Here is a 23,060-nt window from a genome sequence, read left to right on the forward strand (position 1 = left end):
GAATTTTATAGGATTTCAATCTTTTAAAATATAACTATAAAAACAATCCATAATGTATAGACATACTTTAAAGTACATGCCTCTGTTTTCCTTCTCGGTGTAGTAGTAAAAGAACTGTCATTAACAATACAGAGGAGCCAAGGAAAACCATTGGCAAAATATGAATTCCAAATACCTCTGCCATTTCTCCAACCAACTTCTGCGATACCATGCCACCAATTGATAAAAAGAAAAAAAACCACGAGGTTATTGTTCCAATATGTCTAGGAAAAAATTCGCCCGCCTGCATCAAAAATATTGGAAACATTCCGGCCAATGTAAAACCTATGCCTACTAGACATAAGAGGATAACCCAAGGATGATCCATCAATACCCACAAGGTAGATACCCCCATAAATAAGCCCGTTGTATAAAACATAAATGTCATTGCTCCAATGCGATCAGCAATTTTTCCTGTCACTAGTCTACCTAAAGTAAAAGAAACCCAAAAAAAAGCCGTCACTACGCTATAGGGCATCCTCTTAGTATCGCCCAGCACACTCCAATATTCGCTGGTCCAAGAACCCGCTGTAAACTCTGTCATAGGATATATCAGAACAAATAACCCCACCAAAATAAAAGTGAATCCAAAAGGAAAGGGCCCTTGATCCCCTTTTGTTTCTTCAAAAACTGGCATAAATCGAATATTAAACAAAACCATTATCACTCCACCAATCAGCAAGAGGATTGGGAGATACCCTATTCTCCAATTTCCAAATGCTAAGGCCAAACTCCCGACAACTGGTGCCGCTACGGATCCAATCCCAAAAAAAGCATTCATAAGAGAAATGCGCTTTCCCTTGTGGCAATCACTGGCTATTACCACATAAGCAGCAAATAGATTTTGAAAAGTTCCGTAGGCAAAGCCACTTAGGCTAACCCCTGCATATAGAAAATATTTTGCTGTAGACAATGTAATGCACCCAACACCTGATAACCAAATAACAGAAGCAAGCAGTAGCAATTTCCGCATTCCTAACTTTCTTAACAGAAAAGTCCTCAGGGCCAAACTAGTTATAAATCCGACTTGAAGAACGACCATGATGCTTCCTGCTTCTGCATAACTTAGCTGAAACGCTTCTCTTATATCTGGCAATAATGCAAAAACGATATTAATGGCCAATCCTACGGTGAAAAAAACAGCATATCCTAAATACAACTCTACATTTTTCATCCTTGATTCAACCCACTTTCTCATTTGATATTTTTTATCATTAGTGTTTCTGCAATAATCTATGGGGTATTATCATAATAGATCTATTATAACAAAAATTCAACATTTATATGATACATACACTGATAAGCTATATAAAATACCAGGAAAAAGATGAAAAGGAGATGCTCAAAATGAAAAGAAACCCATTTTATGAAAAGAACCATCCCGACAGGAGTCCAAAAAATGACAACGAACAAAATACTCATTCTACCAATCCTTGGGAGTCTTTTGAGAAACCAGATGATGATACACTTCGTAAAACTCTTACAGAACTTCAGTATGAAGTAACACAACACCACGGCACTGAAAGAGCCTTTCAAAACGAGTACCATAAACATTTTGAAGATGGAATCTATGTCGATATTATTTCTGGAGAACCTCTGTTTAGCTCTTTAGACCAATTTAATTCCGGTAGCGGATGGCCAAGCTTTAAAAAACCTTTGGACCCCACCTATATCCAAGAATATCAAGATTCCCGATATGGCATGAACCGAAGGGAAGTACGGAGTCGTTATGCAGATTCTCATTTAGGCCATGTCTTTAATGACGGCCCCCATCCCAGTGGCCTTCGATATTGCATCAATTCAGCCTCTTTGCGGTTCATCCCAGTAAGTAAGTTAAAAGAAGAAGGATATGAGCGTTACACAGATCTATTCCTATAGGAGGGAATCAAATGCTTTACTGGATGAGGGTTTATTTCATAGCCATAGCTGTATTTTTTGTCATCGACCTAATGTGGCTAGGGGTCGTTGCTCAAGGATTCTATCAAAATCAAATTGGATTTTTGTTAAGCCATCAAGTGAACTGGCCAGCGGCCATTTCTTTTTATCTTTTGTATATAGTAGGCCTGGTCTTCTTCGTGCTTAGACCTGCCTTGACCCAAGAGAGTTGGAAAATAGCTCTTTTCACCGGCGCTTTTTTCGGATTTATCACCTATGCTACTTATGACTTAACAAACCTAGCTACGCTTAAAGACTGGCCCTTATTAGTAACCATTGTCGATTTGCTCTGGGGAACTACTTTAGGAGCATCCGTTGCTTTTGTAACCTATTTGATTCTCCAATTCTTAAAATGGACTTAGATCAAGGTTGTAACACTTCTCCCACTTATGATATGATAAATTCACATCTTGATAGGAATACAGTGTAACATCTCAATTTTCAGAAAGGGTGAGTTAAATGGTTTTTGCATTATCCGATTTGAAACTTAAAAGCAGTGCTTTCGAATTCGGTAAACCGATTCCACAAAAGCATACTGGAGAAGGGATGGATGTTTCACCTTCTCTAGAATGGGAAAATGTACCCGAAGGCACCAAATCTTTTGCTGTTGTATGCCACGATCCTGATGCACCAAAAATCGATTCAGGAACCTATGGGTTCGTTCATTGGGTTCTCTATAATATTCCAGGATCTGTTACAAACCTTCCTGAAGGGGTGGCCCTCTACACCACAGGTTTTAACGATGGTCAGAAAGAAGGCTATATGGGACCCATGCCACCAGAGAACCATGGTCCTCATTACTATTATTTTATGATTTTTGCTTTGGATCAAGAATTAAACTTGGCTCCCAATCTCACTTTATGGGAGCTCTTAGAAAAAATCGAACCCCATGTACTGGGAATGAATCGTCTGATCGGAGAATATGAACGCAAAAAATAAGTCAATTCCTTTCTTACAATTAATAAGAGCCCTGCTGCTAGGCAGGGCTCTTATTAATTGCTAACGGGATAACTAGCAGTAAAAGCATATCCTTTTACCACTTCAATATACCCACTTAATTCCGCATCCAATTCTTGGTCTCCAGTATCCACTAGGAGAGGTTCGCCTTGTAAGGATAAGAGCTTAGATCCTGTTGATGCCACAATAATGTTTTTCTTTCCAACACTTCGTATAATGCGTGGGCTTATTTGCTGATTACCTCTTCCAAATAAATTGCCTTGTCCGCCAATAATCGTAACGATGATTTTAACCTTCCCTCTAGCATATTGAATCTGTTCCCATATAGTTTTTTCTGAAACATCCGAATCCACTAAGGCTCCATTTCGAATCAAATCAACACCTAGTAATGTGCCTTCCAGATTCATGGCTTCCATAATAGCACGAGTCGTACTTCCTGGTCCAATTATATAAAGCACATCCTCTTCCATCCTGGAAACAATATGGTCTACCACGCCCATTAGCTCCTGCTGTTCAGAAGGGGCACTAGATTTACTGCTTTGCATGCGATTTCCTGATGCTGGTACTTTAAGATACCCATACAACTTGGCACTGAGGCGTCCTTGACGAAACACTTCTTCATCAATATCCATTACTTCTGAAAGTTTAATCTCTTCTGCATTACCTTCCAAATAGTCCTTAGCTGCCAAGCCTGCATTTCTAGCATTGGTAGCATAGACCGCTGAGTGAATTTTAACCCCAGCAGGTATTCCTACCACAGGAATGCTATCTCCAATGGCTTCATAAATATTCCTTGCAGTTCCATCTCCACCTGCAAACAAAATCAAATCTACTGCTGCTTTTTTCATAGCGTTTGCTGCTTCTATGGTATCTGCCGCAGTGCTTCTTTCAGCTTTTGGCCACCCAAGTACCTTTGCATTAATTCCTAATTCTTTTAACTGGTACTCTCCCATTTCTTTTCCATATGTATAAAAAACAATACTCTCTTTCATCGTTTCCAGCTGAGCCAACGCATATCCTGCCCTTTTAGATGACTCTGGTTCTGCTCCCAAAGCCCGTGCTTTTTCTAAAATTTCTATGCCGTCGCTGCCTTTCAACCCGACCCTTCCACCCATTCCAGCAATGGGATTGATAAGAATGCCAATTGATTTTTGTTTAGAGTGCACTCCAAGCCCCCCTAGATCTTCTTCAATTTACTTTCATTTGTTCATGTTTTCTTCATATTTCATTTATCTTCAAGAAGCTTTTTGCTGTGATTGTAGATACAAAAATACCAACCCCCGTAGAGATTGGCGATAACTATATGAAGGAGCGAGTAAACCTATAAGCCGAGTTCTGTATTTGATAGTCATCTATCTAGGCCTGCAGTTGCCAACAGGCTCAAGCAACCTACCACGGGACACGACGGGCAGCCGCTACCTTATCCCTACTTGGTCTTGCTCCAGATGGGGTTTACATAGCCAACCAGTCACCTGACTGCTGGTGAGCTCTTACCTCACCTTTCCACCCTTACCCAGCACCAAATACAGACTAACTTTTGCAAAAAAGTAACTCTATATTTAGTGCTGGGCGGTATATCTCTGTTGCACTATCCTTAGAGTCGCCTCCACTGGGGGTTACCCAGCATCCTGCCCTAGGGAGCTCGGACTTTCCTCGCCATCAAGAGATGCCGTGACTATCTGGTTTACTCGCTCATCATCTTTTATTAATGATATCATTAATATCGCCCTCTGTCAAAACAACTATTGCAGAATCACGATCATCGTATATGGATTGGATTTACCTGGGTAGATGCCCCTATAATATCCACTCTAATACTAGTTTGATTAAGCTGTGCCTGAAGCTGTTTAATCAAAAGCGGTACAAATGTTATTTCTGATTCAAAGTGGCCGATATCAAATAGGTGAATGCCTTTTTCATAAGCAGATTGGGCATCATGATATTTGATATCTCCCGTCACCAAACAATCACAACCTTTTAAGACCGCCGCATCAATAGCACTAGCACCACTTCCCGTCAAAACTGCCACACGATTTATTTCCCTTGATCGACCAGGTGTCCATCGTACATAAGAAAGTGAAAATACTTTTTTTAAATGTTTTATAAACTCATCCGGTATCATACTAGTGGGTAGCTCTCCTACTCTTCCAATGCCATTTTGATGTCCTTTGTTCTTTAACGGGTATACATCATAGGCCACTTCCTCATAAGGGTGTGCTTGTATCATCTGCTGCAACACATGATTTCGAATGGATTCTGGCATAATCGTCTCCAGGCGAACTTCCTCCACTTCTTCAAGCTTGTTAATATCACCAATAAAGGGATTTGACTTTTCTAATGGCTTAAACGTGCCTTTTCCATTTAAATAATACCCACAATGGCTATATTCTCCAATATGTCCAGCTCCCGCTTCCATAATAGCTTGGGCCACTTCAGAAGCATATGAGACAGGAATAAAGACCACCAATTTTTCCAGACTTTCCGAACTTGTCTCTTCCAGTATAGAGATAGGTTTTAATGTCATAAGAGTAGCAGCCCAATCGTTTAATCCACCAGTAGCGATATCTACGTTTGTGTGGGCTGCATAAAGGCTTATTTCATTTTGAATTAAACGAGCAATCATTTTTCCTTTTAAATCGTCTGTTCGAAGGGTTTTTAATGGATGAAAGATAAAAGGATGATGTGTGATAATTAGGTCTGCTTTTTTTTCTATGGCTTCTTCTAGGGTTTCTGGCGTCAGATCAAGTGTAATAAAAATCCTACTTACTTTTTGATCCATAGCTCCCACCTGAAGACCTACAGCATCCCATTCCATAGCTAATTGGGGAGATGCTTTTGTTTCAAAAATTCGAATGATTTCTCTTACGCTTGAAGCCATTCTATCACCTCTTCGAGTTGTTTGATTTGATCATTACAATGATTAAGCGCTCCTTGATCCAAAGAACTACTTTTTAATAGTCCTTCTCTCATCGATTTTTTTTGATTCAAAAGCCTACTGCTATATTCATGCATCAACTCTGGGGGTTGGTTTTTCCATTGTATTCCAATCATCGCTTCTAATGTGCCTATCTCTGAGGAGGGCAATTCTTCTTGCTTTACCTTGATGATAGTATACATATGGTTTTTTTCTTTCACCAGTCGGTCTTCTAATACTCGATATCCATGCTCCAGCAAATATTGCCGCACTTCATAGACCGCTTGCATAGGCTGCAATATAAGATGATCTGCCGCCTTCACAATCTGTGGACATGCTTGTAGCAGTGAATTAATTAGTATACCGCCCATGCCAGCAATAACAACGACTGTAGCCTCTCTTGGTTTCAGAACCTGGAGTCCATCACCCAGCCGGAACTCTATCTTACTTTCCATGCCATGGCATCTCGCAGTTTGCTTGGCTTTTTCAAGAGGCCCAGTGTTCACATCTGAAACAATTGCTTTTTTTATGATTCCAGTTTGAAGTAAATACACTGGTAATAAGCCATGATCCGTTCCAATATCCGCAATAGTGGATATTGGAGAAATCATATTCGCAATTGCTTCTAATCTGAGAGGCAATTTTACCATTAAACCGACACATCCTTTAGAACCAAACTGCCTTGGGCAGTTTTTTATTCGAGATAATCTTTTAGTTTTTTGCTTCGGCTCGGATGCCGTAATTTTCTAAGTGCTTTGGCTTCAATCTGTCTAATCCGTTCACGGGTTACTTGGAATTTTTTCCCTACTTCTTCCAGCGTTCTAGCCCTCCCATCATCAAGGCCAAATCGTAATCGCAGCACATTTTGTTCTCTAACGGTTAAGGTATGCAATACTTCCACTAATTGTTCTTTCAGTAAAGAAAAGGCAGCTGAATCCGCTGGTGCTAATACATCCTCATCTGGAATAAAGTCTCCCAAGTGGCTATCTTCTTCTTCTCCTATTGGAGTTTCTAAAGAAACTGGTTCTTGTGCTATTTTTAAAATTTCCCGCACCTTCTCCACAGGTATATCCATTTCCGCCGCTATTTCTTCTGGCTTTGGTTCTCTACCCAAATCCTGAAGTAATTGACGAGATACACGTATGAGTTTGTTAATGGTTTCCACCATATGAACGGGTATGCGAATCGTTCTTGCTTGATCTGCTATGGCCCTAGTAATTGCTTGTCGAATCCACCAGGTTGCATAGGTACTAAATTTATATCCTTTTCGATAGTCAAATTTTTCTACCGCTTTAATAAGACCTAAGTTTCCTTCCTGAATAAGATCCAAAAATAGCATTCCCCGACCAACATATCGTTTGGCAATACTCACCACTAAACGAAGGTTAGCCTCTACTAATTGTTTTTTTGCATACTCATCACCAGCTTCCATGGCTTTTGCCAACCTTATTTCTTCATCACTGGTAAGCAACGGTACTTTCCCTATTTCTTTCAGATACATCCTAACGGGGTCATCGATGTTAACCCCTTTTAAAAAGGACAAGTCTTCTTTTACTGGATCATCCACTTTAATGTCTGTATCCCCTTCGTTTTCCAGGGAGTCATCTATTTCAATATCATCTTTATCGCTGATGATATCAATCCCCAAAGTACCGAATTGTTCATACAATTCATCAATTTGCTCTTTATCCAATTCGAATTTTTCCAATGTATCCATAATTTCGCTATAAGATAAAGATCCTTCTTTTTGACCTTTTTCCAGTAGCTTTTTCAAAGACTCCTTCGTCAAATCAATCACATTATTGTTTTCCACCATCACCGCCCCCTTTCTGCAAAGAAATTTTTTGGAGTTCTATATTGATTTTTCTAACTTCCATTCCTATTTTCAACATTTCATCTTCCTTTTCATTTTTTCCCATGTTTTCTTGATGGCATATTGTCTTTTGCTTCTCCATCCAATAATGAAGTGCTTCCTTTAGCTGTTTTCTTTTGTGATTGAGACGATATCGGCTAATTATTCGTTGCTTTGTAAGATGGTCAATTTCCACTTCCATTATTTTCTGCAAATCTTCTTCAAATCCTTCAAATAAAGTTGAATGTGAATTATCTATTTTTATTTGATGGTGTTCTTCTAAAATAATGGTGAACAAAGCTTGATGTGCTTCATGTGAAAAAGAGTCTGGATCGATGAATTTTTGTATTTCTTCCAGCTCTCCAAGATTCTCCATCATCCATTTTAATATTTGTCTTTCTGCCAAAAGACTATTAGCATTATCTGTCATAGGCTGCATTGGATCCATGGTTTTCGTATTCTTGTATTTCTGTTTGTCTGGTGTGAATTTTTTCTTCTTTTTCCACCCTTCCTCCGAATCTTGAATTTCAGATAAAAGAGCAGATTTTGATATTCCCATTTCTTCTGCAATACGGGCAGCGTATGCTTCTTTTTCCACTTGACTCGTTAACTTTTTTAAAATACTAGCTACTTCACGAGCAAAATGAATTTTTCCTTCTACAGTTGCCAAGGAATGTTTTTTTCGAATCATAGCAATCTGATAGTCAACAGATGTTGGCGCCTCAGCGATAAGCTGTTCAAAGGAAGAACTCCCATTTTTTCGAATGTAAAGATCCGGATCCATTCCCTCTGGTAATGTTAGAATTCGAACCTTTAGATCGATTTGAGCAAAAAGTTCGATACTTCTTATTACTGCACTACTACCTGCTGTATCTGCATCAAAACAAAGAATAACCAGCTTCGTATAGCGAGATAGTAGCCTAACATGATCACTTGTCAGTGAAGTACCTAAAGTCGCTACTGTATTTTGAAAACCATTTTGATGCAATGAAATGACATCTGTATAGCCTTCAACCACCACTATGTTTCCCTGCTCTCGGGAATGGATTCTGGCAATATTTAATCCATAAAGCAACTTTCGTTTATTGAAAATAGCTGTCTCTGGTGAGTTAAGATATTTAGGCTGACCCTCTGGACTAACAACTCTGGCTCCAAAGCCAACAATATCTCCCTGCACATTAAAGATAGGAAACATTAACCGCTTACGAAAACGATCATAGCTTTCGTTGGTTTTTTTGCTCACCACTGTCAATCCAGCCTGCTTAACTAGTTTTTCAGAATAACCTAGGTTTTTTAGATGTCTTAGCAAAAAATCCCACTGATCCGGCGCATATCCAAGTCCAAATTGTTTGATGGTTTTAATTTTCCATCCACGTTTTTTAAGATATTGTATGCCTGGATTTTGCTGAGAAGTTAACTTTTGATAAAAAAGAGCGGCTGCTTCTCGATGCAGTTCCATTAATTTTCTGTTTTCCACTAGCCTTCCCTTTTCCTCTGATGTCATATTTGTATCGGGAATTTGAATACCAACCCTACGTGCTAAATGATGAATAGCTTCAACAAAATCCAGATTTTCTTTCCCCATAATAAACTGAACTACCCCACCACCTTGACCGCAGCCAAAACACTTATAAAGCTGTTTTTCTCGGCTCACCATAAAAGATGGTGTCTTCTCATTATGAAAAGGGCAAAGAGCTCTGTAGTTAGAACCTGCAGGTTTTAAAGGCAGGTATTCATTGATTACGTCTACGATATCATTATGTTGAATGATCTCATCAACTAACTCTTCAGGTATTCTGCCGTTCATAATTCACCTACGTTCCTTTTTCTAAAAATCCTGTCGGAGATACTAATTCGACATTTTTTCATAAACTCCTTCTTGTGTAAAGAAATTTATTTTAGGCCAGGTTGAGGAATGACCAACTCTTTATAAAGATTAATGGCAAATTGATCCGTACAACCAGCTATTCTATCTGTGGCTTCCTGTTTGGAGATGGTATTGCAGTAATGCCAAAATAAATGTTCAACTATCATAGCTGCTTTCTCTTTTTCTTTGGCACACACAGCTCCGTTGTACACTTTCTCAAACATAAAGCACCGAAGGTCAAGCATCACTTCTTTCATGATATTGCTTTGATAGATCATCGGTTGTTCTCCTTGTTCTAGCTGTGCTGCTGTTTCCATAATCATATCCTGCACAAAGCTGTTAACTCGTTGACTATGACTGGTTCCAAGAATTCGGTTGAATCGGCCAGGAATTTGATCTTCGTTTAAAATTCCTACGGCTAGGCTATCCTGAATATCATGACATAAATAGGTTATTCGATCAACAATTTTGACTAGTTTGCCTTCTATTGTAATCGGAATTCCATCTCCCGTATGATTCAGAATTCCATCTCTTACTTCAAATGTTAAATTTAGTCCTTTTCCTTGGCTTTCCAGATAGTCAACCACGCGAAGACTTTGTTCATTATGAGCAAAATGTCCTGTAAGGGCATCCAGCACTTCTTCCCCACTGTGGCCAAAGCAAGTATGCCCCAGATCATGTCCTAGTGCAATTGCTTCAATAAGGTCTTCGTTAAGCCTCAAGGCACGGGCTATTGTTCTAGCAATTTGGCTTAATTCTAATGTATGCGTCAACCTTGTCCGAAAGTTTTCATAATGACTTATAAAAACTTGAGTTTTTCCTTTTAGTTTTCTAAATGACTCACAATGAATAATGCGATCTCTATCCCTTTGATAAGGGGTACGAATATCACATTCAATTTCTTCTTTCTTTCTTCCTTTTGTTGTTGCACTTAATTGAGCATAGGTGGCCAGCTTGCCCCTTTCGTATTCTTGAGAAACATCTCTAATCAATGTGCTGTTTTCCAATAGTTTCCACCTCGCATTCGCCATGGAAATATCTTTCCTGACAAAATCATAATTATATCAAACTCTTGAACATTACTCAATAGCAAAGTTTTTCCTTATTCTATGTTGCCGAACTTTATCTTTTGAACTTTATGCATTTACACTTCTTCTGAATCTGTGTTTTCTGCTGCTTCCTCTATTGCATCCTTCTTGAGTTTTTCAGCTTTTTTGCTTTGATACTCAAGGGTTCCTTTCATTACTTTTTCTAAGTCTGGCAGTAGTCTTCTCATTTCCATAGGCACTGGGAAAAGCACCGTTGTGCTTTCCGAATTAGACATATCTGAAATAGTTCGAAGTGTGCGCAAGGTCAAGGCGCCTTCATGTTGTCCTAAAATTTCAGCAGCTTCACTGATTTTTACCGCCGCTTGCTTTTCACCTTCTGCTTGAATCACAACAGCACGTCTATTTCTCTCTGCTTCTGCTTGTTTCGCTATGGCACGTTGCATGGCTTCTGGAATAATCACATCTCTCAACTCTACAGCCGTTACTTTAATCCCCCATGGATCTGTTGCCTGATCAACCACTGCTTGAATTTGCTTATTCAGTTTTTCTCTCTGAGAAAGTAATTCATCTAAATCCGCTTGTCCTACTACACTTCTCATGGTTGTTTGGGAGAACTGACTGGTGGCCTCATGATATTTTTCTACGTTCACTACCGCTTTATCTGGTGCTGTTACACGATAATACAAAACAGCATTTACTTTACAGGTTACATTATCTCTGGTAATAACTTCCTGCGGTGGCACGTTGTCTACAATAATACGAAGAGACACTTTTTGTATTCGATCAATAATTGGAATGATAAAAACTAAGCCAGGCCCTTTTACACCAACTAACCTACCAAGCCTGAAAAGTACTCCCCTTTCATATTCAGGTATGATTTTAATGGCCATTTTTAGCAACAATAAAATGACAAATATTACCCCTGCAAATGGCACTATGTTTTCTATAAGCATAATGATTTCTGTCATTTTTTCCCATCCTTTCTGCTTTCACCCTATTTCAGCTTTCATTCTCCTTTTTTCTTTAAATCTTTTTCACAATACATATCATATCTTCTCTTTCAACTACTTGTACCTGCCTATCTTTTTCTATCTTTTCACCTGCTATGGCTCTCGCTTTCCACAGTTCACCACGAACCATAATAAGCCCTTCCGGATCAATGGTTTCCACCACTCTTGCCACATCTGTAATAAATTCATTGTTTCCATGAGTAACAGGAAAATTTTTTAAACGATAGATCCCAGCCAACATGATCACCAGCACAATCGAAGCGATAACTCCAATGCCAAAGGCCATTAATCGAAATTGTGCCAACCATCGGCTGGAAACCAAAGGTTCTACAGGAAGATACAGAATGCCCAATACCATACTAATGACACCACCAAGGCCTAATATGCCATAGGTAGGCGTAAGGGCTTCGCCAATGAGCAATCCAGCTCCCAAGACCATCAATAGGATGGCAAAAAGGTTTACTTCAAAAAGACCAAGGCCGTATAAGGCTAATAATAAAGAAATAGCACCCAACACTTCTGGTATAAAGGTTCCTGGTGAACTAAATCCAATGATCAGCCCATACACTCCAATTAGTAAAAGAATAAATGTTATTTGAGGATTGCTCACGAGATGTGTAATTCTTTCCTGTGTGGTTTTCTCCATCTCTAGAAGCGTCACATTAGATGTATTTAGGGTGACAATTCCAGAATCTAGTTCTACTCTTTGGCCATCAAGGCTTTTCAAAAGCGAATCTAAGTTGCTTTCAATTAAATCAATCACACCTAAGTCTAAGGCATCACCACCACTCAAGGTTAAGTTTTCCGTCACAAATTTTTCTGCTATCTCTCCAGGTCTTTGACGTGCCTCTGCAATACTTTTCATATGACCTGCTAAAAATAGAACGGTTTTGTCATCAGCTGCGGTATTCCCATCTTCATCTGGGCTTACCATTACGGGCATGGCAGCACCAATGGTGGTGCCAGGTGCCATAACTGCCTTGTGTCCCCCTAACATGATAAACGTACCTGCGGATGCTGCAATGCCACCTTGAGGCGAAACATAGGTAATAATAGGTATATCTGCACTGATCATATCTCCCACGATATCTAGTGTTGCGTTAACCAGTCCACCAGGCGTATTTAAAAGAAGGACAAGGGCTTCAGCTTCCTCATTTTGGACTACTTCAATAGCTCGCCGAATATGATTTGTGGTTCCCGCTGTTACCATGCCTTCCACTTTAAGCGTATACACCACAGGAGACGAGTGGCTTTCTTCAGCCCATCCAAAGAGCGACCCAACCATCATCGTTAGCATCACGATCAAGAAAACAATAGTTCTTCGGTTATCGATGCCTTTCAACTCAATCCCTTCTTTCTATTAAAGACCCCACTATTTTTTTCTTCTTAGTTTATTCAATACCCAAAAATTGCTCTTCCAAAGAGAAGGAAAAATAAAAAAGAGAATACCTGTTACAGCACTCTCTTTTCATTCTCTTCTTTTCCTATTTTTATTTTATTACTCTATTTCTGCTCAGGATATCTTAAGGCTGCCTGAGCTGCCGCCAACCTAGCTATAGGAACTCTAAAAGGTGAACAAGATACATAATCTAGACCAATTATGTGGCAGAACTCTACGGAGTTTGGTTCTCCACCATGTTCACCACAAATTCCTAGCTTAATATCGCTTCGGGTGCTTTTTCCTCTTTCAACGGCTATTTTCATCAGCTCTCCAACGCCTTGCCGATCAATTTGTTGGAAAGGATCTTTTTCTAATATGCCTTTATCTCGATATTCTTTTATGAATCGACCAGAGTCATCACGGGAGAACCCATAAGTCATTTGGGTTAAATCATTGGTTCCAAAAGAGAAAAATTCGGCACCTTTGGCAATTTCGTCTGCTATAAGCGTCGCCCTAGGTATTTCTATCATTGTACCGATAAGATATGGTACCGTCACACCACTGTCCTCCAATACGTCTTGTATTACCTTTTCCGCCAATTCTTTAACATATTCAAACTCTTTTACTTCTCCTACTAAGGGGATCATGATTTCCGGTATTACTTCCTGATTATGGATTTTTTTCAGTTCTGTAGCCGCTTCCATAATGGCCCTTACCTGCATTTCGTATATTTCTGGATACGTAACGGCCAATCGACAGCCCCGATGCCCCAGCATGGGATTAACTTCTTTAAGTTCAAAGACAATTTCTTTAAGCCGATTATAAGGCACTTCCATTTCAACCGCTAATTTCTCAATATCTTCTTTTTCGGAAGGTAAAAATTCATGCAAAGGTGGATCCAGCAGTCGTATGGTAACTGGGCGAGACCCCATGGCTTTGAAAATACTAATAAAGTCATTTTTTTGCATTGGCATTAGTTGCTCTAATGCTTTTCTTCTCTCTTCTTCGGATCTCGAAAGAATCATTCGTCTCATGGCGAAGATCCGATTGTCTTCAAAAAACATGTGCTCCGTCCGACAAAGCCCGATTCCTTCTGCTCCAAATTCAACTGCTTTAGCAGAATCTCTTGGTGTATCTGCATTGGTTCTGATTTTTAAGCGACGAATATCATCCGCCCATTTCATTAAGGTTACAAACTGTCCACCTAGACTCGCATCCTGTGTTTCAATTTTACCGGCATATACATTTCCTGTGTTCCCGTCTAGAGAAATATAATCGCCTACTTCAAAAGATTCTGTCTCCGTTTTCATTGTTTTTTCAGCTTCGTTAATGTTTAATTCCCCTGCACCTGAAACACAACATTTTCCCATTCCTCGAGCTACTACTGCTGCATGAGATGTCATTCCACCTTTTGCCGTTAAAATACCCGCCGAAGCCACCATCCCCTCAATATCTTCTGGTGATGTTTCATTCCTAACAAGTATGGCTCTTTCGCCTGCGGCATTTGCTTTAACCGCTTCCTCTGAAGTAAAACACACTTTACCAGATGCTGCTCCGGAGGAAGCTGGCAGTCCTTTTGTAATCATAGTAGCCTTTGCCAAGGCAGTTTGATTAAACGTTGGATGTAACAGTTGATCCAAATCATTTGGATTTAATCGGAGTAAGGCTTCTTCTTTTGAAATCAAAGATTCATTGACCATCTCTACTGCAATCTGAATCCCTGCATTAGCGGTACGTTTACCAGTTCTTGTCTGAAGCATGTATAGTTTTCCAGAGTCAATGGTAAATTCAATGTCTTGCATATCGCGATAATGCAGTTCCAAAGATCTTGCTACCTCATTAAATTGATGATAGGCCTCGGGCATAATCTCCTTAAGCTCTTCGATATCTCGTGGTGTTCTAATTCCAGCCACCACATCTTCCCCTTGGGCATTCATCAAAAACTCTCCATAGAGTTTATTTTCTCCTGTAGAAGGATTTCTTGTAAAAGCAACACCAGTACCAGAATCATCACCCATATTACCAAATACCATTACTTGAATATTCACTGCTGTACCCATTCGATGAGGAATGTCATGGTGATCTCTATAAACTCTCGCTCTAGGATTGTTCCAGGATTTAAAAACTGCTTCCACCGCTAACATAAGCTGCTCTTGTGGGTCCTGGGGGAAATCTCTTTTGGTTTCTTTTTTTACAACGGCTTTAAATGCTTCTACAAGTTCTTTAAGATCTTCCGTTGTTAAATCTGTATCTGATTGAATTCCTTTGTCTCGTTTTCTAGTTTCCAACAAATTATCAAACTTATATTTAGGTATCTCCAATACCACATCGCTGAACATTTGGATCAGTCGCCGATAACTGTCGTATGCAAAACGTGGATTTTCCGTTATCCTTGCTATTCCTTCTGCCGTTTTATCGTTAAGCCCTAAATTCAAAATGGTGTCCATCATTCCCGGCATGGATACGGCTGCACCAGATCTTACTGAAACCAATAAGGGATTCGAAGGATCTCCGAGCTTTTTGTTCATTTCTATTTCAAGTTCCTGCTGTTTTTCATTAATTTGCTGTCGAAGCTCTTCCCAAATTATGTTTCCTTTTTCGTAATACTCCATGCAAGCCTCTGTCGATACGGTATATCCACCTGGCACTGGCAGGCCGATATTAATCATTTCAGAAAGGTTAGCTCCCTTCCCGCCCAAAACAGACTTCATTTCTGCCGATCCTTCACGAAAAGCATATACATACTTTTTCAAGACGAACACCTCCAATTTATTATTTTAGTTTCCCTACATTATACCCAATTTCTCTGCATATCTCCAAAATAATACTGGCACTTTCTTCAACAGCACGGGCAGAAACATCAATAACTGGACAGCTCAGCTTCCGCATGATTTCATCTGCATATTCCAACTCTTCGATAATCCTTTGTATACTAGCGTAATTTGCACCATCTTTCAACCCCAAAGCTTTAATTCTTTCTTTTCTTATTTCAATTAACTTGTATGGATCTGTTGTTAATCCAATTATTTTTTGTGAAGACACTTCGCTAAGTTCCTTCGGCGGCTTCACTTCTGGTACCAATGGAACATTAGCAACCTTAACATTTCGATGCGCCAAATACATACTTAATGGTGTTTTGGAGGTTCTTGAAATCCCTATTAACACAATATCCGCTTTTTTTAAGCCTCGCGGGTCTTTTCCATCATCATACTTCACCGCAAACTCAATGGCTTCAATCTTTCTGAAGTACTCTTCGTCCAGCTTTCTAATTAAACCAGCTTCGCCTATAGGTTTGGTATCAAATCTTTTTTCCAAAGACTCCATAATAGTAGACATTAAGTCAATGGTTTGTATCTTTCTTTTTTGAGCTTGCTCCAATAAATACTCTTTCACTTCTTGAATCACAAGCGTAAACATAATTAAGGATTCTTCGGATGTCGCTTCTTCTAATATGTCTTCTACTTGAACTTTTTCCGATACAAAAGAATGCCGTCGAATCTCATATTCTTTATAATCAAACTGACTCAAAGCCGCTTTTGCAACTTGTTCTGCTGTTTCTCCAATAGAGTCTGAGACAATTAAAATTTTAATTTTTTGTCTTGATGTTTCTTCCATGATCTATTCTCCTTCCAATTAGGCATCTAAAATATCATTTTTTCCGCAAGGTAGGACTCCAGTTGCTGGATTGATACCCGCTCTTGATCCATTGAATCTCGATGTCTAATGGTCACACAGTCGTCTTCCAGTGTATCAAAATCCACAGTTATACAAAATGGAGTGCCAATTTCGTCGTGTCGACGATACCGTTTCCCAATACTGCCAGCTTCATCGTAGTCTATCATGTAATGAGCTGCTAACTGATCGTAAATCTTCTGAGCTTGCTCGGAAAGCTTCTTAGTTAATGGTAATACAGCTGCTTTAAAGGGAGCCAAGGCTGGATGTAATTTAAGAACTACTCGGTTTTCTTTTTCGTTCACTTCCTCTTCTTCATAGGCATCAACCAAAAATGCCAAGGCAACCCGATCTACCCCCACAGAAGGTTCAATACAATAGGGCACATATTTTTCATTGGTGGTTGGATCAGTATAATGAAAATCTGTTCCTGAGTGTTGGCTGTGCTGTATAAGATCAAAATCTGTACGATCAGCAATGCCCCAAAGTTCTCCCCATCCAAAAGGAAATTGAAATTCAATGTCTGTAGTCGCATTGCTATAATGAGACAACTCATCGGATTCATGCTCTCTCATACGAATATTCTGTTCTGAAAGACCCAGATTGAGTAACCAGTTCCGACAAAAATCTGACCAGTACTTAAACCACTCCATGTCTTTGCCTGGTTCACAAAAAAACTCTAACTCCATTTGTTCAAATTCTCTTGTTCTAAATGTGAAATTTCCAGGCGTAATCTCATTGCGAAATGCTTTCCCAATCTGTCCAATTCCAAAGGGTATTTTTTTTCTCGAAGTACGCTGAACGTTTTTAAAGTTAACAAAAATTCCTTGAGCGGTTTCTGGCCGTAAATAAATTTGTGTGCTACTATTTTCGGTTACGCCTTGGAAGGTTTTAAACATCAAGTTAAACTCACGAATTTCAGTAAAGTTTTTCGCTCCACATTCTGGGCAAGAAACCCCTTCCTTTTCGATAAAATCTTGCATTTTATCTGGTGACCAACCATCCACATGAGCCTCTTTTTCAGCTGCTTGTAAAAAATCTTCAATGATTTTATCTGCTCGAAAGCGACTTTTACATTCTTTACAATCCATTAACGGGTCGCTAAATCCACCAACATGCCCTGAAGCTTCCCAGGTTTTAGGGTTCATTAAAATTGCTGAATCCAACCCTACATTGTGTGGGTTTTGTTGGATAAACTTCTTCCACCAAGCTTTTTTTATATTGTTTTTCAGCTCAACTCCTAAGGGACCATAATCCCAAGTATTGGCCAAACCTCCATATACTTCCGAGCCTGGAAACACATATCCTCTACTTTTGGCCAGTGCTACGATTTTTTCCATGTTTTTCTCTTGACTCATACTATTTCCTCCTTTAAAATTGTTCAAAAAAAAGCCTTTCATCCCAATAAAAAACTAGGGACGAAAGACATATTTTCTTCCGCGGTTCCACCCTATTTGACACAAATAGTGTCCACTCTGTCTTTAAGCTCCAAAGTGCCCTTCACATCTTTCCAGTGCTAGGCTCTCACTCTTCCCAGCTCGCTGCACCTTTCCAGTATGCTACTCCTCTTTTTCATCGCTCTACACGTATTGATGATACCTATATTGAATGTATCAGATTCAGATAAAGCTGTCAATTTTATCCATTAATCTCTTTCGTATTGGTTCTATTCCAACTACAAATCATTGTAAAGACTAATTTTTCCTATATGGTCGTTTCTCTCCAGTAGTTCATGAGCTTTACTCGCTTGTGTAAATCCAAAGGACTTTTCATGCATTAAGAGTTTTAATGAACCAGACTGCATCAAATCACCTATATGGGCCAAATTTTTCCCCATCTCCTCTCTCCCAGAGTCAGATATCAATGGCAATAAGATAAATACTGCATGCAAGGTTACACTCTTTGCATGCATAAGCGATAAATCATGTGTAGCACGGGTATTGGTAGCAACCACTATTCCTTTTGGTGCCACGGCTTGAAAAGAACGATCTAAGTTTTCTTGGCCAACTGTATCAAGAATTAGATCAAATCCTTTTTTCTCTGTTAATCGATGAACGTAGTCTTCTACAGCCTCTTCTTTGTAATTAATCGTCTCATCTGCCCCAAGTTTCAGTGCAATTTTTTGTTTTTCACTACTAGAAACCGTTGTCGTGACATGAGCCCCCAAGTATTTAGCGAGCTGTAAAGCTATATGTCCTACTCCTCCAGTTCCACCATGAACGAGTACTCGATTTCCTTTTTTCACTTTCCCTCTTGTCACCATCGCTTCCCATGCCGTAAGAGAAACTATAGGAAGAGCAGCAGCCTGAGACATGGATAGGCAGTCCGGTTTTTTGGCTAATAGTCGGGCATCCAATGCCATATATTCTGCTAAAGCACCGCCATGACCTCTTACCCCTCCACCTAAAGCAAACACATCTTCGCCTATTTCAAACCCACTAACTTCTTTTGCTACTTCTACTACCGTACCTGCCACATCCCCATGCAAAACCGCTGGAAAATCAGGTGTAGCTGCAGGTACCAATCCGCTTCTAATCTTCGTATCGATGGGGTTTACAGAGGATGCTTTTACCCGAATCATTACATCCCCAGGCCGCAATGTCGGTTTATCCAATTCTTGTTTAAACCATACATCCGGATTTCCAAATTCCTTTATAACCATAGCTTTCATCTCTTATCCCCCTTCTTAAGTCTTTCCTTTTACTTTCACTCTTTATAGTCATTGCTTACCCATCCTTGACTTCTTGTATCCGTATTTTTGAGATTAAAACTTCATGAGAAACCCTTTTATTATTGGATGATAATTGGTATACTGTTGATGAGTGTATGTGTGTTAATTATTTCACATTAACGCATCCCACATCATCCTATGGGAGGTATCAATATTGGATAAGTCCGTTGAACTTAAGTCCACACATAAATCATCTGTTTTTGAAAAAGAACAGGTGTATGTGGTAGAAACAGAAGAAAAAACCAAATATGCTATTATGACTTGTTTTGCATCTCTTTTATTAGTCTCTTCTTTGCTCTTTAACACTCCAAAAGAAATATTTCATGGTATGGGTGCTATTATTGTGGCTCCCAGCATCTTAGTTACTGACTATCTTGTTATCGGAAATATTGGTGCGTCATTTTTCAATGCAGGTGTTCTTATGCTTGTGTCCATTTTCCTGGCCAAGCATAATGGTGTTCATATGAATGGTCCTGTTATGGCAGCCGCCTTTACTGTTGCTGGTTTTGCGCTTTTCGGAAAGAATATTTTTAATGTTTGGCCTATTATTCTTGGGGTTTATTTACGTGCACTTTACCAAAAGGAAACATTTAGTAAATTTATCCTTCCAGCCCTCTTTGGAACAGCCTTGGGACCATTGATTAGCCAGGTATCCTTTGGCTATGGACTTCCTCTCTTTGCCGCTATTTTTACAGGGTCATTAGTGGGTGTGCTGGCAGGATTTATGCTCCCACCTTTAGCAAATCACTTCATCCGATTTCATCAAGGTTTTAATTTGTATAACATTGGCTTTACCTGTGGGATCACCGGTATGGTTTTCATGGCTCTTTTTCGATCCTTAGATTTCGAAAACCCATCTACTCTCATTGTAGCTGAAGGATTTAATCAGCTCTTCACTCTTTATCTAAGTGCTTTTTTTGGAATTATGCTTTTGATTGGATATTTTTGCAACAATCGTTCCTGGAAAGGATATTCCTGGGTTGTAAAACATTCTGGACGTTTAGTTTCTGACTTTGTTTCATTAAATGGCTTTGGTTTAACCCTTATCAATATGTCCCTATTGGGCTATGCATCTATGGCTTATGTTCTAGCTGTTGGAGGTCAATTAAACGGGCCTATCATAGGAGGAATTTTTACCATTGTTGGATTCGGAGCCTTTGGTAAACATTTGAAAAACGTATGGCCATTATTCTTGGGCGTGTATCTGGCTTCATTATTTCAAATTTGGGAGATTAATTCTACTGGTGCCTTATTAGCAGCATTGTTTGGTACTACTTTAGCTCCAATTGCCGGAACATATGGTTGGCACTTTGGTATTTTAGCTGGTGTGCTTCATATGTCCATGGTTATGAATGTTGGGTTTTTGCACGGAGGAATGAATTTATATAATAATGGTTTTTCTGATGGCTTTGTTGCCGCTGTATTAACACCACTTTTTGATTCCTTAAATATGTTTAAAGGAGATGCTGAATCTTGACCAAAGAACGCATGAAAACCATTAAAGTCATTGATGAATTAATTGCTTATTTTTTCTCCCACCACGTGGATAGCATGCAAATAGATATTCACTATGGTAAAAAGCAGGTTAAGGTTATGCTTCAGGGTACATGTGAGAACAAACCAGAGGATCTGGATCAATTAGATGAAGTGCTAAATGCGCCTAGGCGTGATGAGCTAGAAGACTACTATTGGTCTTTGCTGGGTGAAAGCAGAAGTAAGCAAGAATTGAATTTATTAGGTGCTCTAGTAGATTGTGCTGATGTGTTTTACGAAAACCAAAAACTTTTTGTAACGGTTTTTCGAAAAAAATAGATTCATCCAAGGCAGCTATTCATCGAACCCAAGTGTTCCATGAATAGTTGTATTGTTTTCTTCTATGAACAAAGATGCTGCACATGCTATTTCCTCATTCATAAAAAACCGCAATGATCATTTGCGGTTTTTTTTATTTCTCTTCTTCTAACCCTGGGACTCTTCTGTTATCAAGTCTTTAATAGCAGCTCCTGGTGGCACCATGGGAAACACTTTATCATCTGGATCGATAGGGCAATGGATTACAACGGGAACTTTTTGTGTTAATGCTTGTTTCAGAATAGGTTCTACATCCTCCACTTTTTCTAATTTATATCCTTTTGCTCCATAAGCTTCTGCTAACTTTACAAAGTCTGTGCAACGATTACGGTCCGTTTGGGAATAGCGTTTATCAAAAAATAGATCTTGCCATTGTCGAACCATGCCTAAGGCTTGATTATCCAATACAATAACAATTACTGGCAACTCATAATGAACTGCCGTAGCCAACTCATGATTATTCATGCAAAAACTACCATCTCCTGCAATGTTGACTACTATTTTATCTGGATTACCGAGTTTTGCTCCTAAGCTAGCTCCCAGTCCATATCCCATAGTTCCCAGTCCTCCTGAAGAAAGAAAGGTTCTTGGCAAAACGTAATCATAATACTGAGCCGACCACATTTGACTTTGGCCCACTTCTGTTGTAATAATGGCCTTTCCAGAAGTTAGCTCACTAAGCTTTCGAATGACATAATGTGGCTTAATACTGCCATTTTGATTGCAAGCCAATGGGTATTGTTTTTTCCAATTGATAATTTGTTTCTTCCATTCGAGCCTCTGCAAACTTGTCTCCTTTGTTAACTTTTCATTCAACCGTTTTAGTGATGCTTTTACATCACCATCTACATGATAAAAACTCCGAACATTTTTATTAATTTCAGCTGGATCAACATCTATATGCACAATATTAGCTTCTTCAGCAAACATTTTTGTGTTGCTTGTAATACGGTCACTAAATCTAGATCCAATCGCAATAAACAAATCACATTCTGACGATGCTAGATTAGATGTTTTGCTGCCGTGCATCCCTATCATTCCAGTAAACATTTCATGGTTTGTCGGAACGCCTCCAAGACCCATTAGGGTGGAAGAAACAGGTGATTGAATTTTTTCCACCAGTTCTAGGGCTTCTGATGCTGCATCCCCTCTAATTACTCCACCGCCAGTAAGAATAAAGGGTTTTCTTGCATTTTTAATAAGAGAAACAACAGCATCCAATGTGTCTTCGCAAATTTCTTCCGTATGCTCCCTGACTTGCTTGGCTTCTTCTTTTTTGTATTCAGCAACAGCAACTGTAACATCCTTTGGTATATCAACCAAAACAGGCCCTGGCCTTCCATCTTGAGCAATATAAAAGGCTCTTCGAAGAGTTTTTGCCAACTCTTTCACATCTTTAACAATAAAATTATGTTTGGTGATGGGCATGGTAATTCCAGTAATATCCACTTCCTGAAAGCTGTCTTTTCCCAACAATGCTACGGGAACATTGCCTGTAATGGCAACCATAGGAACCGAATCCATATACGCAGTAGCGATACCTGTAACCAAATTGGTGGCTCCTGGACCCGATGTGGCAATACATACTCCTACTTTGCCAGTTGATCGAGCATAGCCATCGGCTGCATGGGTGGCTCCCTGTTCATGAGCCGTTAAGATATGCTGAATTCGGTCTTGATACTCATAAATCGCATCATAAATATTAATAACCGCACCGCCAGGATATCCAAATATGGTGTCTACTTGTTGTTCTAACAAACATTCCATTATTATTTGTGATCCATTTAAATGCATAACGCAAG

Annotated in this window: 19 protein-coding genes and 1 other RNA gene; 5 read left to right on the plus strand and 15 right to left on the minus strand. The window is 39.3% G+C overall.

All coding sequences use genetic code 11. The features are described 5' to 3' along the window. Positions 1 to 67: 67 nt before the first annotated feature. Positions 68 to 1,213, minus strand: coding sequence for an MFS transporter (locus tag ACZ47N_RS01940; protein ID WP_464887461.1), 1,146 nt, complete (start codon positions 1,211 to 1,213; stop codon positions 68 to 70). Between the two features lie 173 nt (positions 1,214 to 1,386). Here ACZ47N_RS01940 and msrB point away from each other — a divergent pair, with 173 nt between their 5' ends. The 3 genes from msrB (at position 1,387) to ACZ47N_RS01955 (ending at position 2,913) form a co-directional block, all read left to right on the plus strand. After that, positions 1,387 to 1,917, plus strand: a complete 531-nt coding sequence (gene msrB / locus ACZ47N_RS01945; RefSeq protein ID WP_464887462.1) for a peptide-methionine (R)-S-oxide reductase MsrB — start codon at positions 1,387 to 1,389, stop codon at positions 1,915 to 1,917. A gap of 11 nt (positions 1,918 to 1,928) precedes the next feature. Then, on the plus strand, positions 1,929 to 2,336 hold the full coding sequence (locus ACZ47N_RS01950; protein ID WP_464887463.1) for a DUF2177 family protein: 408 nt from the start codon (positions 1,929 to 1,931) through the stop codon (positions 2,334 to 2,336). 97 nt (positions 2,337 to 2,433) lie between these two features. Further along, the gene (locus ACZ47N_RS01955; RefSeq protein WP_464887464.1) at positions 2,434 to 2,913 is read left to right on the plus strand and encodes a YbhB/YbcL family Raf kinase inhibitor-like protein; all 480 of its coding nucleotides are present in this window, start codon (positions 2,434 to 2,436) and stop codon (positions 2,911 to 2,913) included. Positions 2,914 to 2,966: 53 nt separating this feature from the next. On the opposite strand, the gene ACZ47N_RS01960 is transcribed toward ACZ47N_RS01955, so the two are convergent. The 13 genes from ACZ47N_RS01960 to ACZ47N_RS02020 all read right to left on the minus strand — a co-directional run bounded on the left by ACZ47N_RS01960 (position 2,967) and on the right by ACZ47N_RS02020 (position 19,347). After that, on the minus strand, positions 2,967 to 4,097 hold the full coding sequence (locus ACZ47N_RS01960; RefSeq protein ID WP_464887465.1) for an ATP-NAD kinase family protein: 1,131 nt from the start codon (positions 4,095 to 4,097) through the stop codon (positions 2,967 to 2,969). A 142-nt stretch (positions 4,098 to 4,239) separates the two neighbouring features. Beyond that, an RNA gene (gene rnpB / locus ACZ47N_RS01965) (RNase P RNA component class A) lies at positions 4,240 to 4,622 on the minus strand. 68 nt (positions 4,623 to 4,690) lie between these two features. Then, complete coding sequence (locus ACZ47N_RS01970; RefSeq protein WP_464887466.1) at positions 4,691 to 5,809, minus strand: Nif3-like dinuclear metal center hexameric protein; 1,119 nt, start codon at positions 5,807 to 5,809, stop codon at positions 4,691 to 4,693. Continuing rightward, on the minus strand, positions 5,794 to 6,495 hold the full coding sequence (locus tag ACZ47N_RS01975) for a tRNA (adenine(22)-N(1))-methyltransferase (protein ID WP_464887467.1): 702 nt from the start codon (positions 6,493 to 6,495) through the stop codon (positions 5,794 to 5,796). The genes ACZ47N_RS01970 and ACZ47N_RS01975 overlap by 16 nt, the downstream gene beginning before the upstream one ends. Positions 6,496 to 6,539: 44 nt before the next feature. Next, a complete protein-coding gene (gene rpoD, locus ACZ47N_RS01980) occupies positions 6,540 to 7,661 on the minus strand; it encodes an RNA polymerase sigma factor RpoD (RefSeq protein WP_464887468.1) in 1,122 nt (373 codons plus the stop codon). After that, positions 7,645 to 9,504: a DNA primase gene (gene dnaG, locus ACZ47N_RS01985; protein WP_464887469.1), complete on the minus strand. Its 1,860-nt coding sequence runs from the start codon at positions 9,502 to 9,504 to the stop codon at positions 7,645 to 7,647. The genes rpoD and dnaG overlap by 17 nt, the downstream gene beginning before the upstream one ends. Before the next feature lie 86 nt (positions 9,505 to 9,590). Next, on the minus strand, positions 9,591 to 10,571 hold the full coding sequence (locus ACZ47N_RS01990; protein WP_464887470.1) for a deoxyguanosinetriphosphate triphosphohydrolase: 981 nt from the start codon (positions 10,569 to 10,571) through the stop codon (positions 9,591 to 9,593). Between the two features lie 137 nt (positions 10,572 to 10,708). Next, positions 10,709 to 11,581: a slipin family protein gene (locus ACZ47N_RS01995; protein ID WP_464887471.1), complete on the minus strand. Its 873-nt coding sequence runs from the start codon at positions 11,579 to 11,581 to the stop codon at positions 10,709 to 10,711. A gap of 55 nt (positions 11,582 to 11,636) precedes the next feature. Next, positions 11,637 to 12,965, minus strand: coding sequence for an NfeD family protein (locus tag ACZ47N_RS02000; RefSeq protein ID WP_464887472.1), 1,329 nt, complete (start codon positions 12,963 to 12,965; stop codon positions 11,637 to 11,639). A 161-nt stretch (positions 12,966 to 13,126) separates the two neighbouring features. Further along, a complete protein-coding gene (gene ppdK, locus ACZ47N_RS02005) occupies positions 13,127 to 15,715 on the minus strand; it encodes a pyruvate, phosphate dikinase (RefSeq protein ID WP_464888402.1) in 2,589 nt (862 codons plus the stop codon). A 61-nt stretch (positions 15,716 to 15,776) separates the two neighbouring features. Continuing rightward, positions 15,777 to 16,619 carry a pyruvate, water dikinase regulatory protein gene (locus tag ACZ47N_RS02010; RefSeq protein WP_464887473.1) on the minus strand — a complete coding sequence of 281 codons (843 nt, stop codon included), beginning with the start codon at positions 16,617 to 16,619 and terminating at the stop codon, positions 15,777 to 15,779. 26 nt (positions 16,620 to 16,645) lie between these two features. Then, a complete protein-coding gene (locus ACZ47N_RS02015) occupies positions 16,646 to 18,034 on the minus strand; it encodes a glycine--tRNA ligase (protein ID WP_464887474.1) in 1,389 nt (462 codons plus the stop codon). A gap of 317 nt (positions 18,035 to 18,351) precedes the next feature. Continuing rightward, the gene (locus tag ACZ47N_RS02020; protein ID WP_464887475.1) at positions 18,352 to 19,347 is read right to left on the minus strand and encodes a zinc-binding dehydrogenase; all 996 of its coding nucleotides are present in this window, start codon (positions 19,345 to 19,347) and stop codon (positions 18,352 to 18,354) included. 214 nt (positions 19,348 to 19,561) lie between these two features. Between ACZ47N_RS02020 and ACZ47N_RS02025 the strand changes: the two genes are divergently transcribed. Together ACZ47N_RS02025 and ACZ47N_RS02030 are read left to right on the plus strand one after the other, a co-directional pair. After that, complete coding sequence (locus ACZ47N_RS02025; protein WP_464887476.1) at positions 19,562 to 20,884, plus strand: DUF1576 domain-containing protein; 1,323 nt, start codon at positions 19,562 to 19,564, stop codon at positions 20,882 to 20,884. Then, positions 20,881 to 21,219: a hypothetical protein gene (locus ACZ47N_RS02030; protein ID WP_464887477.1), complete on the plus strand. Its 339-nt coding sequence runs from the start codon at positions 20,881 to 20,883 to the stop codon at positions 21,217 to 21,219. The genes ACZ47N_RS02025 and ACZ47N_RS02030 overlap by 4 nt, the downstream gene beginning before the upstream one ends. Positions 21,220 to 21,366: 147 nt before the next feature. On the opposite strand, the gene ilvB is transcribed toward ACZ47N_RS02030, so the two are convergent. After that, positions 21,367 to 23,052, minus strand: coding sequence for a biosynthetic-type acetolactate synthase large subunit (ilvB, locus tag ACZ47N_RS02035; RefSeq protein ID WP_464887478.1), 1,686 nt, complete (start codon positions 23,050 to 23,052; stop codon positions 21,367 to 21,369). Positions 23,053 to 23,060: the final 8 nt, after the last annotated feature.

The organism is Tindallia texcoconensis, assembly GCF_055383815.1.